This is a genomic window from Flavobacterium hydrophilum, assembly GCF_003202405.1.
Lineage (GTDB): Bacteria > Bacteroidota > Bacteroidia > Flavobacteriales > Flavobacteriaceae > Flavobacterium > Flavobacterium hydrophilum.
Genome location: NZ_QJHL01000007.1, coordinates 23977 through 39882, shown reverse-complemented (window position 1 = coordinate 39882; position 15906 = coordinate 23977). Strand labels below are relative to the sequence as shown.

The window sequence follows — 15906 nt, the reverse complement described above, 5'->3', positions numbered from 1 at the left end:
GATATAAAGGTAAAATTTTGAGATAATTTCTACTGCTATTTTAAAGTAATATGTGTAGAAACTGAGATTTATTATTCATTAGAAGGTTTCCCAATGGTTGCAAGAATTCCTCCGTCTACATAAATAACCTGTCCGTTAACAAAGTTACTTGCGTCTGAAGCTAAAAACACAGCTGTTCCGGCAAGATCTTCAGGATCTCCCCAACGCCCGGCAGGTGTTCTGCTGATAATAAACTCATTAAACGGATGACCGTCTACGCGAATTGGTTCTGTCTGCGAAGTTGCAAAATACCCCGGTCCAATACCGTTTACCTGAACGTTATGTCTTGCCCATTCTGTAGCCAGGCTTCTTGTCAGCATTTTTAAACCTCCTTTTGCAGAAGCATAAGCACTCACATTATCACGCCCCAGTTCGCTCATCATAGAACAAATATTGATAATTTTTCCTGCCTTTCTTGCAATCATTCCTTTGGCAATCAATTTTGACATGATGAATACACCAACCAAATCAACATCAATTACTTTTCGGAAATCTTCCACTTTCATATCAATAGCCATTACACGCATGATAATCCCTGCATTATTAACCAAAATATCTATTTGACCGTGCGCAGTTTCCATCGCTGTAACCTGTTTTTCAGCCTCAACCTCATCAGTTACATCAAAAACATAACCTGTAGCTTTGTATCCTTTATTTTTATAATATTCAATAGCTGTTTCTAATGGTTCCAGAGTATTATTGGTAATAATTAATTCGGCTCCGGCCTGTGCCAATCCTTCGGCCATAGCCATTCCTAAACCATGGATTCCGCCTGTAATTACTGCTTTCTTTCCTTTTAAATCAAATAAATTCATTGTAGTTGTTATTATATTGTTTGCATTATTTATCTATCACAAAGCCGTCTTTTGTTTTTTCAATCCATTGAAATAAAACTGGCTGTAATTTTTTCACAATTGGTAAATCCGGTTTATAAATATTCGTCAGTTCAAAAGGATCAGCTTTTAAATCGTATAATACATATTCACCCTTACCTTTTTTCTTTACAAAAGCCAGTTTGTAATCGTTTGTACGAATCCCTCTGAAACCGGTATTCATATCGACATTATTACTGACAATTGCTCCTAAAATATATTGTTCTTTTGGTTTTTCTCCTTTTCCGTTCAGGTAGTATTTTGCGAAGCTTTTACCATCTAAATTTTTAGGGGTTTTGCTTTTCATTCCCATTAATTCCAGAAGGGTTGGATAAATGTCGGGAAGACTTCCTAAGAATACATTGTCTTTTCGTGGCTGAATATGACCTTTCCAATTAACGATAAAGGGAATTCTTAATGACTCTTCAAAAATGTTATTTTTGGATATTTCGGAATGTTTCCCGAGACAATTTCCATGGTCGGCCATAATAACCACAATAGTATTTTCATCCAGTTTCTGATCTTTTAAGCCCTTCAGAATTCGGCCTATCTGTTCATCAACTCCCGTGATATTCGCATAATAATACTTAACATCTTTTCTGTATTGGTCGCCTAATTCTGTTCCTGCTGGCGGAATATTAGGATCTTTTACTAAATCTTCCAAAGGAATATCCTTGTATAAATCATAATAGTTTTTTGGAACAGTCTGGTATTCCGAATGTGGCGGATTCATTGAGACTACCAGTGAAAAAGGAGCATCCGTTTTACGGATATTCCCGCTTTCATTTTTGAAAAAAGCCAGTGCTTTATCCGCTTCATGAATTGGTCCCCATTGATTCACATATTTAAAATCATCTCTTTTATCATTCGTATCCCAATACATTGGCCTGTCATGTTCATCATAAGTTCCATAAGCATACCAATAGTCAAAACCATGTCTTTTATCCGGAGAAGTCCATTCGTTCCAGGCTACCGGACCTATATTATTTGATGTGGGGATATAAGGTTTGTATGGTGAATCAAGATGCCATTTTCCAATGTATCCATTAGAATATCCATTTGCTTTTAAAACATCAGACCAGCAGACAGCATCATCTTGTAATTCAATTCCAAAGGGAGCAGATGAAGAATTTACATTACTGTACACATGGTTTTTTATCGGATATTGGCCCGTCATGAGCATCGCCCTTGCCGGAGAACAAACCGGATAGTTACTTACCATTTGACCCAGTACTAAACTTTCTTTAGCATAATTATCCAAAAAAGGAGTCATAACCGGCTCTTTTCCTTCAAATCCCAATGCCTGACCTCTCCATTGATCGGCTAAAATAATCACCAGGTTTGGAGGGGTTTTAGATTCGGTTTTTTTCTGTGCAACAGCTGTAATTCCTGCTACTAGGAAAAGAAACAGAATAGTTTTAATACAAATATTGTCTTTTTTATTTTTTATAACTCTCATTCTTATTGTCATTAAATAGTATAGATTTAATTCTTTTTAAAATTGATTATGTCTTTCTTATGGAATTTTAATCAAACCATTTGCAGCTAACCATTTTTCACAAGCCTTTGGCCAATTTTTATTGGTTCCTGCAACTCCTAAACCAAAACCATGTCCACCATTTTCATACAAATGCATTTCAACCGGAACTTTATTTTGCTTTAATGCCAAATAATAATTGATGCTGTTTTCAACCGGGACCGATTTGTCGTCAGTAGCATGTATCAAAAAAGTTTTTGGAGTGGATTTGTTAACCTGTTTTTCATTCGAATATTTGGCAATCATTTCACTGCTGGTCGTTTTTCCTAAAAGGTTTTCTTTTGAACCACTGTGCGTAATTCCGTCTTCCATCGAAATTACCGGATAAATCAAAATAGAGAAATCAGGACGTGCGCTGCTATCATCTTTGCATTCATACACTTTGTCATTATAATGTGTTGACAAAGTTGAGGCCAAATGTCCTCCTGCCGAAAAGCCCATGATTCCAATTTTTGACATATCAAGATTCCATTCGTCAGCATTTCGGCGCAAAGTTCTTATCGCTTCCTGAGCATCCTGCAACGGACCAATTGTTTTGTTTTTCATAATGGCATCACTTGGAAGCCTGTACTTCAAAACAAAAGCCGAAATACCAATAGACTGAAACCATTTGGCTACATGTTCGCCTTCTTTTTCATGAGACAAAAGGGCATACCCTCCGCCTGGACAAATAACAACCGCAGTGTTTTTGGCTCCTTTATTCTCTGCTAAAAATATTTTCAGCGTAGGTTCAATAACTTTTCGGATTCCCGTAATATTTCCCAGGTCATCTATTCTCGGTACTTCTTTATACCGTTTAGTGGTTATAGCATCCGGAATTTTGTCCCATAATTTTATTTCTTTATTTTCCGAAAAAGAGGAAATACCCATTCCAAAGAATAAAATTAGTGAGGGTTCTTTTTCGGATAAAATAATTGATTGGGTCATGAAATTTGTTTTTTGATAATGTGTGATTATTGAATGATCGTTAATTTTTCAACCAATCCGGTATCATTTTCAGTCTTAATTTCAATTGAGCCAAATACAAGGAACCCGGTTCAACAGCTTTTCCTATTGATTCAGACTGTCCTAATTGCTCCATTTTAAAAGTTGTGCCCTTGCTTGTAAAACCAACCACTATTGGATTAAGAATTCTCCACCACTCAAATACTTCCGGAGAAGGCCAAAACTCAAAATCTTTTACAGCTTCATTCGTTTGTTTGTAATTCCACAACACCAGACCCTGCATATGATTGGGCATATTTTCTTTTGCACCGCCCGCACGGCCATTCATCAAACCGCCTTCGACATTATCCAGCAATGTATTTCTGGGCTGGCTCGAATGTGATTCAAAACAAGTAGTCGAAGGATATTTACATTTCCAAATTACCGTATTCATAGCCCCATGTGATGAGCCGAAAGAATGCCATTGTGATGCTTCATCAACACAATTAGCTATAAGTACATTGGTAGAACCATTCGAGTTTATCGCCTGATGTCCGGCATTACCATCGATTTTACAATTTAAAACAGAAATATTGGCACTTTGGGCAATTGTTGCCGCAACACTGCAATCTGTAAAACGGCAATTTTTCATCCATGAATTAGTGTTTCTTCTAATATTCAGCATCGTAAAACCACTATCGTCTTTCCATGAACGGTGGTGAACGAATTTTTCTGTCCAATTACCCACAAATGCAATATCTTCTATCCCAACCTCTTCACTGTTGGCGAATTTGTAAACTTCCCATTTGTATTTTGGATCAATTGCATACGAAACAGGTGCAAAAAGTGTTACTGCATCTTTCTTTATATTCTTAATCTGATAAAAAACTTTGACATCAATTCCTTTCTCGATAAGATAAGTCCATTCCGGTTCAACTTTATTGTGTTTTAATTCTGATGCAATTAAGTCTTTATTGTTATCGAGTAATTTTAGAACAATCCAATCCCCTTCTGCCAGACCTTCGGTGGTATTTAATTTTATAGTGAATTTACCAATAGAAACTGCCTGCGTAACCTCACCTATTTTTTTATCAGAACCGGAACTGCCAAAAATAAATAACGGCGGAACTGTCCACATTTTAGAAGGATCAGCGGGTGGAAGAGCGTTTTTCATATACAACTCTGTTCCTCCTGTGCCTGAGCCGCTTCCTCTGAAAACAATATGTCCTTTTTTTGAAATTACAGAATTGGCCAAATCGCTGTCTTCATTAACTAAGAACCTCCCTTTCGGAAAAAAAACAATTCCCGAGCCATTTTTATTCGCTGCATCAATTGCTTTTTGAATGGCTGTCTTATCTGAAATTCCATCATCAGGTTTTGCTCCAAAAGAAGTAACATCAAAGATTTTATAGTTAGTTACATTCGGAATTGCCTTTTCGCCATGGTGGTAACCCACATAAGAGAAATCAGGCAAAAGGGTCTTGTCTTTCTTGTAATCTTCAAATATTTTGGATTTTTGCTGAGCGGATAATGTGACAGCAAACAAATTCAAAGCTGCAATAAACCCTGTTCGAATATGTTTTTTATTAAAATTATACATCTTATCTTTTTTAGTATAAACCGTACATCCTTTAAAACAGCATAATGCAATTTATTCAACACATAGAAGATAGCTTTAAATTATAATTTTCAGCTAAAATTATAGATAGATTGAGACCAGCAAAAAACCTTTAGCAATTTAAAAGCTATCCTTATGTATTGAAATAGTTAACCAAACAATTTATAAATACCACTTTTTATAACGTAACAATGCTTCCAGGAAATAATAATCGGCATACGTTAACGGAACATCAATTTCGCTTTTATGCGGAATCGAACCGACACTATGCATCAATAAAAATCCTCCATTCGTACCTAACTGAGCACGATATTTTGAGCCCGATAATGATTTGAGAATGGTTTTGGCAACATCGACGTAATTTTGTTTTTCTTCTCCTGAAGTATATTGCCCTAACTCTAACAATGCTGATGCATAAACTGATGCAGCAGATACATCACGCAAAGCATTAGGAATTTCAGTAGCATCAAAATCCCAGTACGGAACTTTATCAGCAGGTAAATTTGGATGATTCAGTATAAATTTTGCAATTCCCTGTGCCTGTTTTAAATAAGCCGGATCTTTTGTAAAACGGTACATCATCGTGTAACCATATAATGCCCATCCTTGTCCCCTGCTCCATGCACTCGAATCTGAAAAACCTTGTGCTGTAACTTTCTTGCGGACTTCTCCTGTGGTTAAATCATAATCCAGTACATGATAACTGCTGTAATCAGGCCTGAAATGATTTTTTATGGTGCTGTTTGCATGATTTCTGGCTATGTCCGCAAAACTTTTATCGGTGCTGTTCTGGCTTGCCCATTCCAGCATTTCAATATTCATCATATTATCAATAATAACCGGGCCAACAAAACCTTTTTGCCTCAATCCGCCATCGGTAATTTCCCAGGACTGGATCACCTTGGCATCCGGACGATATCGGGTTGCCAGTGATTTTGAAGATTCCAGAATTACTTTTTTATATTCTTCATTTTTTGTCAGGCGATAAGCGTTTCCGAAACTGCAAAACATCATAAAACCTAAATCATGGTTTTTAGTAAAATATTTTACCGTATCTAAAATTGCCAGTCTTTTTTTGGCTTCATCCAGAATCAAGGGCTTTTTAGTATACTCATAAATATATAGAAGTGTTCCCGGGTAAAAACCACTACACCACCAATAAACATCTGAATTAACGTTCCGATTGTCTTTAAACGTTTTGGGCATGGAATCTACAGGCGTAGCTTTCTCCAGATATTGATATTGCTTTGCCGCAAAAGCAAAATTATTAGCAATTAATTTTTTCATTGCAGCATAATCCTTTGACTTTTGAGCAAAACTGAAAAGGCTAAAAAAACACAGGAATACTAATATGATTTTTTTCATTTTTTAATTGTTATGAGTTTGTTTCTTTCAAAATGCAATTTCGGGAATTATTTAAAAAACCGGAAGAAATGCTCTTCCGGTTTTATTTTTATTGTAACCAGAGTTCACTTTGCGTTAATGCTTTATTAGACAATATTTCTAAAGAAGGAATAGGAAACAACAAATTTCTTGCTGTAACACTTTTACCTCCTAAACCACCATATTGCTGTGCCGTAGCATTTGTATTAGCTCCTATTTCAGCTCCCACTGAATTCATTGTTGCAACAAACTTATTCCAACGAATTAAATCCATTTTACGCAATCCTTCAAAACACAATTCACGCATACGTTCATCTTCGATAGCCAGTTGAAAAGCTCCGGCATTAAGTCCGGTCAAATCAGCTGCTGCGCTTGGCGTATTAATTGGAAGTCCATATCCTCTGCGTCTTACCTGATTAATGGCTTCGTATGCATTTGTAGTTGCTCCGTTTACCTGATTTTCAGCTTCGGCATACATTAAAAGAACATCTGAATATCTTAAAACAGGGAAATTGATTGGCGTATAATTTTTATTTTTTGGTGTCAGCGTTTCATATTCCCTTCTCCACTTTCCACAATCCCTGGTGTAAGGCTGTGTTTTCGAAATAGCTGTTTTAGTTGCCACATTAGTAGTATTATTGACCGCAAAAGTATAAGTAGTCAATACCCAGTCACGACGTAAATCCCCTGTGCCATACTTACTCCATAAACGTCCGGTTCCTTTTACAAAACCATAGCAATATCCTAAGTTAGTTAATAAAACTGAAGTTGCAGATGATGGCGCCATAGTGATACCATTTTGGCTTCCTAAACGTCCTGCATCAGAATAACCATCGGTACGATTTCCTTTAAACTCGATTTCCCACATACTTTCTTTGATGTCATAAACATCACTTGCATGATTGATGAATATCTGACGGTATGCATTATTTGAATTAACCGGAACAGTTGCTATAGTCTGATTAAAACTATTATAAGCCGGATCCGTATTATAACTAACATTTAAAGCATGTTCTCCTGAATCTATTACTTTTTTTGACCAGCTTAATGCATCTGCGTATTTTGCAGTATCCATTAAAGGATAGCCTGCCATTTGCAGACATACTCTTGCCAGAATTCCCTGAACTACCGTTTTTGAAACACGGCTTGGATATCCTATTGATGAAGATGTAGCTACTTTTGCTTCGGCATCAGTCATGTCCTTTAATATCTGAGCATATACTTCAGCAGTCGCTGTTTTTGGTATCTGAACTGAATTAGGACTTGTTGTAGGGGTAAGTTTTAAAGGTACATCTCCAAATCTGGAAACCAGCATAAAGTAATAGTATCCTCTTAAAAATAAGGCTTCACCTAATATAACCTGTCTTTTTTCTTCATCCATTTTTGGCACATTAATATGTGCTATTAAATCATTGGCTCTGTTAACTCCGTTATAAAGTTCTGTCCACAAATTGGTAACCTCTGTTGAACTTGGATTAAAATTATAAACCTGTACACCTGTAGTTTGTGCCGAACGGGCATAATATCCCTCATCTGTACATACTTCCAGATAAGTATATAAATTATTACCATATATTTTCTCTGAACCTAATGGGTCATACACCCCTGCCAAAGCCTGGGTTAAGCCTTCTTCATTCGTATAATATTGTTCTAAAGAAATTTTATCAGTTGGCTCGGTATTTAAAAAATCTTCACAGGAACTTGTCATCATTCCGGCTAAAATCAGTACTATATATATCTTTTTCATTTGAAAATAATTTAGTGTTATTAAAATGTAATGTTTGTACCGAAAGCAAAAGTACGGGCACGAGGATAGGCAGAAAAATCAAATCCCGGAGTTAAGGCAGAACTATATGTATTTACCTCGGGATCTAATCCTGAATACTTTGTCCAGGTTACTAAATTCTGTCCTGACACGAAGAATCTCAATGATTTCAAACGTAATTTAGCAACAAACTTTGAATCCAGATTGTATCCTAAAGCAACCGTTTTTAATCTTAAATAAGAACCGTCTTCAACATAATTTGTTGAATATCCTCCGCCAAAGAAACCTCTGGTACGAAACATATCAGAGTCTTGATTTTCAGTAGTCCAACGATTTTGATAACTAGCATACTGATTCAGATTTCCCTGAGCATTTGCATTTCCTTCAAACAAAAGACGATTTGCATTTAAAATATCATTGCCATACGACCATTGAAAGAAAACATTTAAATCAAAACCTTTATAGGTAAAATTATTACTGAATCCACCTGTATGAATTGGTAAACCATGACCTATTACCACATAATCCTGTGAATTAACAACATTATCACCGTTTTGATCTTTATATTTGATATCTCCCGGCTGAATAGTTGCTCTTGTATTTCCGTTAGTGGCAACTTCTGCTTTTAACAAAAGAGTACCGTTTGTCTGCTCATCAAAATCTTCCCTCTTATAGGTTCCCAGCCATTCATATCCATACATTTGTCCTAAAGGGTCTCCAATTTTTGCAATATAAGCACTTGTATTGCCCCATGTATTGTCCCACTTAACAACACTCTCAAGTGAAGTTTGTCCTTCACCTAAAGCTGTTAATTTACTTTTATTGAAAGCAATGTTAGCACTTGATGTCCATGTAAAATCTTTAGTAACAATATTTTTAGTAGTCAAAGTGATTTCCAAACCTTTATTTTCTACACTACCAACATTTTTGAATGCAGCGCCAAAACCTGAACTTGGAGGAAGCTGTGTATTCAATAATAAATCTTTAGTTACTTTTTTATAAACATCCACACTCAAAGAGATTCTTTCCTTAAAGAAACCTAAATCAATTCCTGCATCAATCTGTTCTGTAGTTTCCCATTTCAAGTCAGAATTACCCAGTTTTGTAGCCACTACACCCGGTACGTATTGATTGTCAAAAACATAACTATTTATTATTGGATCAAAGTAGCTTGTGAGATAATCAAAATCCCCTACACGGTTATTTCCGGTTTGCCCATAACTTATACGCAATTTACCTGTTGATAACTGTTCGAAATTTTTAATGAATTCTTCCTGATCAAATTTCCAGGCAAAAGCTGCAGACGGAAAGTATCCCCAATGGTTTTTTGAAGGAAATTTAGAAGATCCGTCAGCTCTGAATGAAGCTGTGAACAAATATTTAGAATCGTAACTGTAATTCACCCTTGTTAAAAAAGAAGCCATAGTCCAGTCTGAAGCCAACGGATCTACTCTTAACTGAACTCCCTGATCAAAGCCGTCAAATCTCAGGTCTTCATTAGGTAATTGATTTACAGCTCTTCCATAACTCCATGTTTTTCTTTGTTGGGCAGTAAAACCTCCTACAGCAACTAATTTTGATTTTTCACCTAACTTTTTATCCCAGGTCAGGGTGTTTTCGTTTAGCCAGTTGTTGTAATTGGTATGCGAAATTTTTCCGTTTACACCGTTTACACCTCCCGGACGTCCACTGGATGTTTTTGTATTGTAGAACTCATCTCTTTCTGTTCTGTTTTCAATAATTCCGTAAGTTGACCTTAATTTTAAATCTTTTGTAAACTGATACTCCACATATCCGTTTGCATTGATATTATTGGTTTTTGTTACATCATAAGTGTTCTCAAGACTCATTACAGGATTGATTCTGTAATCATTAGAAGCATTCATATCCGGATCCTGAAATTCGTCAACCAAATTAAAATCATCAGAAGCAACAGGTCGCATTCCCCAGATCGAAGTCATAACATTGGTAGTCGAACCATTTTCTCCTTTAGTCGGATCGATTCCTGTTTGTTTCAAATAACTGTAATTTGTATTAATTCCTATTTTTAACTTATCGGTAATAGCATAATCTATAACCGCGCGTCCCTGATATCTTGCATAATTTGAATTTAACAATATACCGTCCTGATCTGTAGCCGATGCAGAAAATGCATATTTAAGCTTTTTTGTTCCTCCTCTTACCGCAAAATCATTATTGCGATACAAAGCGGTACGGCTGGTAAGATCCTGCCAGTCAATCGCTTTTTGGTTTTTATAATAATCAAGTGTTTTTCCGTCAGAAAGATAAATTTCGGTTGGAGTCATCGGTGTTCCTGTAGCTGCAGGATTGAATTCTAACTGGTATTTTACATACTCATAAGGATTCATTAATTCTAACTTGTTAGCCATATTCTGAATTCCGGTAGTACTGTTAAAACTGAATACTGCCTTACCTTCTTTACCTTTTTTAGTTGTAATTACCACAACACCATTGGCTCCTCTGGCTCCATAAATAGCGGTAGCCGATGCATCTTTTAAAATATCAATAGATTCGATATCTGCCGGATTAATCACATTATTATTAGGATCCTCAATCAGAAAACCATCCACAACATACAAAGGACTGTTACCCTGAGTAACGGAGTTATTTCCACGAATAACAATGTTAACACCAGAACCCGGTCTACCATCTGCAGAAGTTACCTGAACTCCGGCCACACGACCTGCCAAAGCGTCATCAAAAGAACGAACAGGCGCTTTATTGATGTCTTCCATAGTTACACTAGAAACCGATCCTGTTAAATCTTTTCTCTTTACTGCTCCATATCCTACTACAACAATCTCCTCCAGATCATTGGTTGAAGATTTTAATGTAACAACCATTGAAGTTTTATTTCCAACAGGAGCTGTAAAAGTTTCAAAGCCCATATAGCTGAAAACCAATTGAGATGAAGCACTCGCTTTTATATTGAACTGACCTGTAAAATCAGTAAGTACGGTTTGTTTTGTTTCTTTTACCATAACGGTAACACCAGGCAGAGGATCTTTCTTATCATCATATACAGTACCGGATATCGTCTGGGTTTGTGCTTTTACAAAAACTGGCATGAGTATCAAAAAAATACCAACAAGTAAAGGCTTGAAAACCTTATCGAAAGGCGGATATTTTAAATTAAATTTTTTCATAATTCTAGTTTAGTTTTTTGGTTAATTTGTCGGTTGTGTGATACAATATTATGTAAAGGTTATTATAAAAACAAGGAAATTGCTAAAAAATGTGCTCGAACACATAAATTTAATACAAAAATCAAAAATTCCTTACATATCAAGACCTAAAAAGAATGTGCTCGAGCACTTTTTTAATATCTAATAAAGGTAAAAACCTACAAAAAACAAGTTACTGAAACCTGATTATCAATAACAAACAAATAATTGTTCCAAAATAAAAAAGAGGAACACAAAGTCCCTCTTAAATTATTCTTCTTACCTTTTTAAAGTAATACGTTTATTTTAAAAACGGTATTGCCAAAATACCTGAATATGTTCCGTTTTCAAAACCTCCTTCTCCATCCATCGTAGAAAAATACATGCAGCGTGGTTTATTGCTCTCAAAAAGTATAAAAGGTCTTTCCAATTGCCCTCTTTTTTCAATTGTCTTATCATCCCACTGAATTGTTTTAGAGTAGGCTTTTGGATCATTATCCATTTTCCAGTCTGTTCCATTAGCAGAATGTGCCAGAACGCCTCCGCCCCATTCACTTGTGTATTTTCCTTTATGATCTTTAAACACAACATGATACCCTCTTTTGTCTTTCCACAGAAAAGGATCTTCAAGTTCCCCTGTTATTTTAGCATCAAAAACAGGTTTTTTATTATTCAAAACGGTATAAGGCCCGGTAATAGTTTTTGCAAAAGCAACACCAAGTGACATCGGTCCGTGTATGTTGCCTTCGTATGCCCTGGCTTTAAAAATCATCAAAACCGAATCGTCATCATTGATCGCCATAGTCGGATTTGAGGTCAGAAAGCTATAAAAAGTATTGGGCTCTGTTTCAAGAATAGGTTTGTCCATTCTTTCCCAAGGTCCGTCAAGACTATTCGCAACTGCCAGTCCAACACGTTTATTGCTTCGGCCTACAATACACCATTTGCTTTCAACGGTAAGTTCATCATGCTTCGCTTCTTCAAATGGATGAGTAGACCCTACATAAAACATATAATATTTACCTTTATGCTTAAATATCTGTGGATTGAATGTGGATCGGCCATCCCAATACTGGGCTCCACGGGCTTCGAGCGCTTTATTTACAAACCGAAAAGGGCCTTCGGGTTTATCAGCAACGGCGTGAATAATTTCTGCAGAAACCATCCAGCCCGGATGAAAAGGAATACTATCGGGATAACAGGACGAAAACAAATGATATTTACCATCCTCTCCCTTTATCACCGAATTGTCCCAAACCCAATAACCTTTGAGGAAAAAACCGCCCTTTTTATCAGCCTGACCTAAATTGTGGAAGATTTCATTTTTTGAGTTTTTTTTCAGCTCTACTAAATTTGTTAACTTTTCCTGAGATGACACTGACTGAAACCCAATTAACACAAGACATAAAAAAAGCATTCTTTTCATAAACCCTATTTTTTTATTAAATTAATCTGATTCGAAAATCCATGTCTGCATTCCATCGTAATGACTGTATTTTTTCCGTCAGTCACAATAGATTTTACTGCTGAATCAGCTGCGAGTTTCCATTCTCCTTTCAGCGTAATGGTCAGGTCAACAGGCATACTATAGTTGCTAAAGCCTTTATCTTTACCTGCCGAAAAATTAAGATCCGGCTGCACCGCACTTACTGTTAGTTTTTTCGCTTCATTTTTAATCATTAAAAGCGAAGGAACAGAAACACTTTTTAAAATAGCATTGTCCAACTCTTTACCCGAATCAAATATTACGAATCCTGTTGTTTCAGTATCCTTATCTTTTACAATATGGGCAACATTATCAGCTTTCAGAATTTGATAGGATTTATCCTTTTTAATTTTCTTTTCGAAAGAATTAACCGCATCTTTTTCAAGTCCCGGATAAATAACATATTGGTAAGAAGCATCTTTTGGTACTTTTCCGTGATCTATCCATGAGGAAGCAAAGTCCCCGTTTGTAACAGTAGCGTCTTTTACTTTTGGATTCATTTTACCTGTATTAATCGAATAGGCATTGTTATAAGATTCCTGAGCTTGTCTCCTGATTTCAATTGTATTAGGTGATAAAATATAATATCCGTTTTGATATGCATCAATCAGCCATTTACCTGGTTTTCCTGTGGATTCCATTTTTGCCTGATAAGGAAACGTCGAAATATTTTTACTTTTAGATGAAAATATTGGTATCGATTTGTCTCCTATAAAATTTTGAAACAAATTTGTCTGAACCGGATTTACGGTATCAATACTCAAAATTCCGGTACCAATGCATATTAATTTATCGCCAAAAGAAAAAACCGATTTATTCGCTTTCAGTTTCCCGGGGAATCCTGCTTTGCTTTCTGATGTTTCTGCATCAGAACCTTTGGATTCATTCAATTTCATTCCGAAAACTCCATTAGCACCCAAAGTCACTGCTCCGGCAAAAGTCTCATCTGATCTAAACATCAGTAATGGTGTATCCGGTTCCAGCTCTTTAAACGGTAAATAGATAACCGTTGTTCCAGGATATCTGTTCCAGTCCCAGCCTTCCTGCTTAAAACCACTTCCCTGATCGCCACCAATATTATTTATCTGGATACTTCCGTTTGCAGGATATCTTCCGTATCTGTTGGCATCAACATATATTTCAGACGCCCAGACATATTTGCTGTATCCTTTGATGATTGCTGCCCAGTCATTTCTTCTGTGAATTGAAGTTGCAGCATACGGAAGTACATGATAGCCCGGCAAAATATCCTTCCCAACAGTATTCGCCTGAAACAAAGCACTGTTTGACTTATCGCTTTCGCCCCATAATCTTAAATAGGCTGCTGCTGCTTCATTATCGATTTTAGAAGTTCCTTCAGGATTTCCGGATTGCGCCATCAGTAAAAATCCATTTTTTAAGGATTTAATAGAATCATCTTCCAAGGGATGACGTCCTGCATTTCCAAAACCAAAACTGTACAATTGACTGTACAAACGTGTCGTCAAAAGTGCTTTTTTGAAGTTTTTATGACCCGTCTCATTAATTCTGAACTGCGTTCCGGAAAGTGTAAAAATCACAGGAGGAATACTGGCAAAAGCACCTAATCCGTAAGCAGGATAATGTCCGTTGTGATGCCATGAAGTCCCATCAATCTTGAAAACTCCCAACTCATTGTCCTGAGCTAAAGTTATCGAAATATATTTTGAATATGCCTCTAATAAAGCGGCCTGTTTTTCCACATTATCCGACATAAAAACCAGCATCAAATGATAGAAAGACTGCGTGTTATAATAATCGATATTGGAATGAAATTCTTCTTCAGGTCCGAGAATCTTACCCAGGTTAAAAACCCACTGTAGACTATTTCCGATCTCATTTAGTAAACCTGCTTTCTTTAACGGTTCTCTCATCATAAAAAAGGCTTCTGTAAGTTCTCTCGTATTGTAGCCTATATGGTGTCTCGTCCCTCCTGATGCGCCTTCCTGCCAGCCCTGATCTAAATAATATCGGGATGCAGCAATAAACATATCCTCTATCTGAGCCTTATTATCATCTGTACTTTTAAGGTAAAAAATCGCTATTTTTTTTATCGTTTTACCAAAGGTTCCAATATCAGTAAAATTTTTCTGATCAGGATGTACCTCTTCAAGCTTAAAAGTCAAAGGAGGTCCCAAAACCGTTTCCTCTTTTACTAAATTTAGCTTAGCAAATTCTTCCTTTGCTTTTAATAGACTATTATTTTTTTCAACACCTTTATTGAAAGTATCATCAATACGTTTTTTGATGATAGTGAGTTCATTTTTCGTTGCTTCCGAAACTGCTTTCAAAGGCAGTTCCTGAACCCGTTTCATATCTCTTATTAAAGGCATCCAGTGATCTGCTCCTTCTTCTAAATTTCGTTTGATAAAAGGTACCATTACATCCGGGTACGAATGACGGTCATCCTGATATTGTGAAAAAACAATGTCATCAAAAAACAATTTTCCTTTGCCTGTAGTAGAAGTTGAGCTTATCCTAAAAGTATCATACCCTATTGCATCTCCTTTTTTTGGTGGATTTCCATTCATTTCATAAAAAGGAACCCTGATTGTTCTCCAGCCTGTAAAATTTAAACTTATCGGAAACCAAACTTCTTCTTTGCCATTTTTTCCATAAGAAATTTTAATGGTTTCATTCTGTGCTTTTTCATTGTATAAAGACATGATCAAAGTAGGACTTGCAGGAAAATAATCTCCATATTGCAAGGGACTGTCTTTTTTACTTATTATTTTAAAATTAGAAGTTTCAAAAAAACTTCCTCCCGACCATTCCCATTGCAGTGAAGATTTCCCAAATTGATGGTGTTTATTACTAATCGATAAGCTGCCTGAATTATTCTTTTTATAAGTAACAATTGAAGTTTCATTTTCAAACGATTCTTTTACGGGAGCATTACCCGATTGTTGCGAAAAACCTAAGGTTCCTGCTAAAAAGAGGTTCATTAAAAAGAGCTTTTCAACGATTTTAGTCTCTATTTTCATTGCAATTAAATGGTTTAATATTCAAAATTAAGGCTATTTATAGTATTGCCTTATCTGAATTGAATTATTAATTCCCAATCAAAATTTCAATGCAT

General features: G+C 36.1%; 9 protein-coding genes. All 9 read right to left on the bottom strand.

Annotated elements, in window-relative coordinates; all coding sequences use genetic code 11:
• Positions 1–71 precede the first annotated feature (71 nt).
• A complete protein-coding gene (locus DMB68_RS21040) occupies positions 72–854 on the bottom strand; it encodes a gluconate 5-dehydrogenase (protein ID WP_110348609.1) in 783 nt (260 codons plus the stop codon).
• Positions 855–879: 25 nt separating this feature from the next.
• On the bottom strand, positions 880–2370 hold the full coding sequence (locus tag DMB68_RS21035; protein WP_196783716.1) for a sulfatase family protein: 1491 nt from the start codon (positions 2368–2370) through the stop codon (positions 880–882).
• A 57-nt stretch (positions 2371–2427) separates the two neighbouring features.
• Positions 2428–3375, bottom strand: coding sequence for an alpha/beta hydrolase (locus DMB68_RS21030; RefSeq protein WP_110348608.1), 948 nt, complete (start codon positions 3373–3375; stop codon positions 2428–2430).
• A gap of 40 nt (positions 3376–3415) precedes the next feature.
• Positions 3416–4972 (bottom strand): DUF4955 domain-containing protein, encoded by a 1557-nt coding sequence (locus DMB68_RS21025; RefSeq protein WP_110348607.1) that lies wholly within the window; start codon positions 4970–4972, stop codon positions 3416–3418.
• 180 nt (positions 4973–5152) lie between these two features.
• Complete coding sequence (locus tag DMB68_RS21020; RefSeq protein WP_165830185.1) at positions 5153–6355, bottom strand: glycoside hydrolase family 88 protein; 1203 nt, start codon at positions 6353–6355, stop codon at positions 5153–5155.
• Between the two features lie 88 nt (positions 6356–6443).
• Entirely contained in the window at positions 6444–8120 is a 1677-nt protein-coding gene (locus DMB68_RS21015; RefSeq protein ID WP_110348606.1) for a RagB/SusD family nutrient uptake outer membrane protein, read from the bottom strand.
• Between the two features lie 20 nt (positions 8121–8140).
• The gene (locus DMB68_RS21010; RefSeq protein WP_196783715.1) at positions 8141–11305 is read right to left on the bottom strand and encodes a SusC/RagA family TonB-linked outer membrane protein; all 3165 of its coding nucleotides are present in this window, start codon (positions 11303–11305) and stop codon (positions 8141–8143) included.
• 319 nt (positions 11306–11624) lie between these two features.
• Entirely contained in the window at positions 11625–12749 is a 1125-nt protein-coding gene (locus tag DMB68_RS21005; RefSeq protein WP_110348605.1) for a glycoside hydrolase family protein, read from the bottom strand.
• Positions 12750–12754: 5 nt separating this feature from the next.
• Positions 12755–15811, bottom strand: a complete 3057-nt coding sequence (locus tag DMB68_RS21000) for a chondroitinase family polysaccharide lyase (protein WP_110348604.1) — start codon at positions 15809–15811, stop codon at positions 12755–12757.
• Positions 15812–15906: the final 95 nt, after the last annotated feature.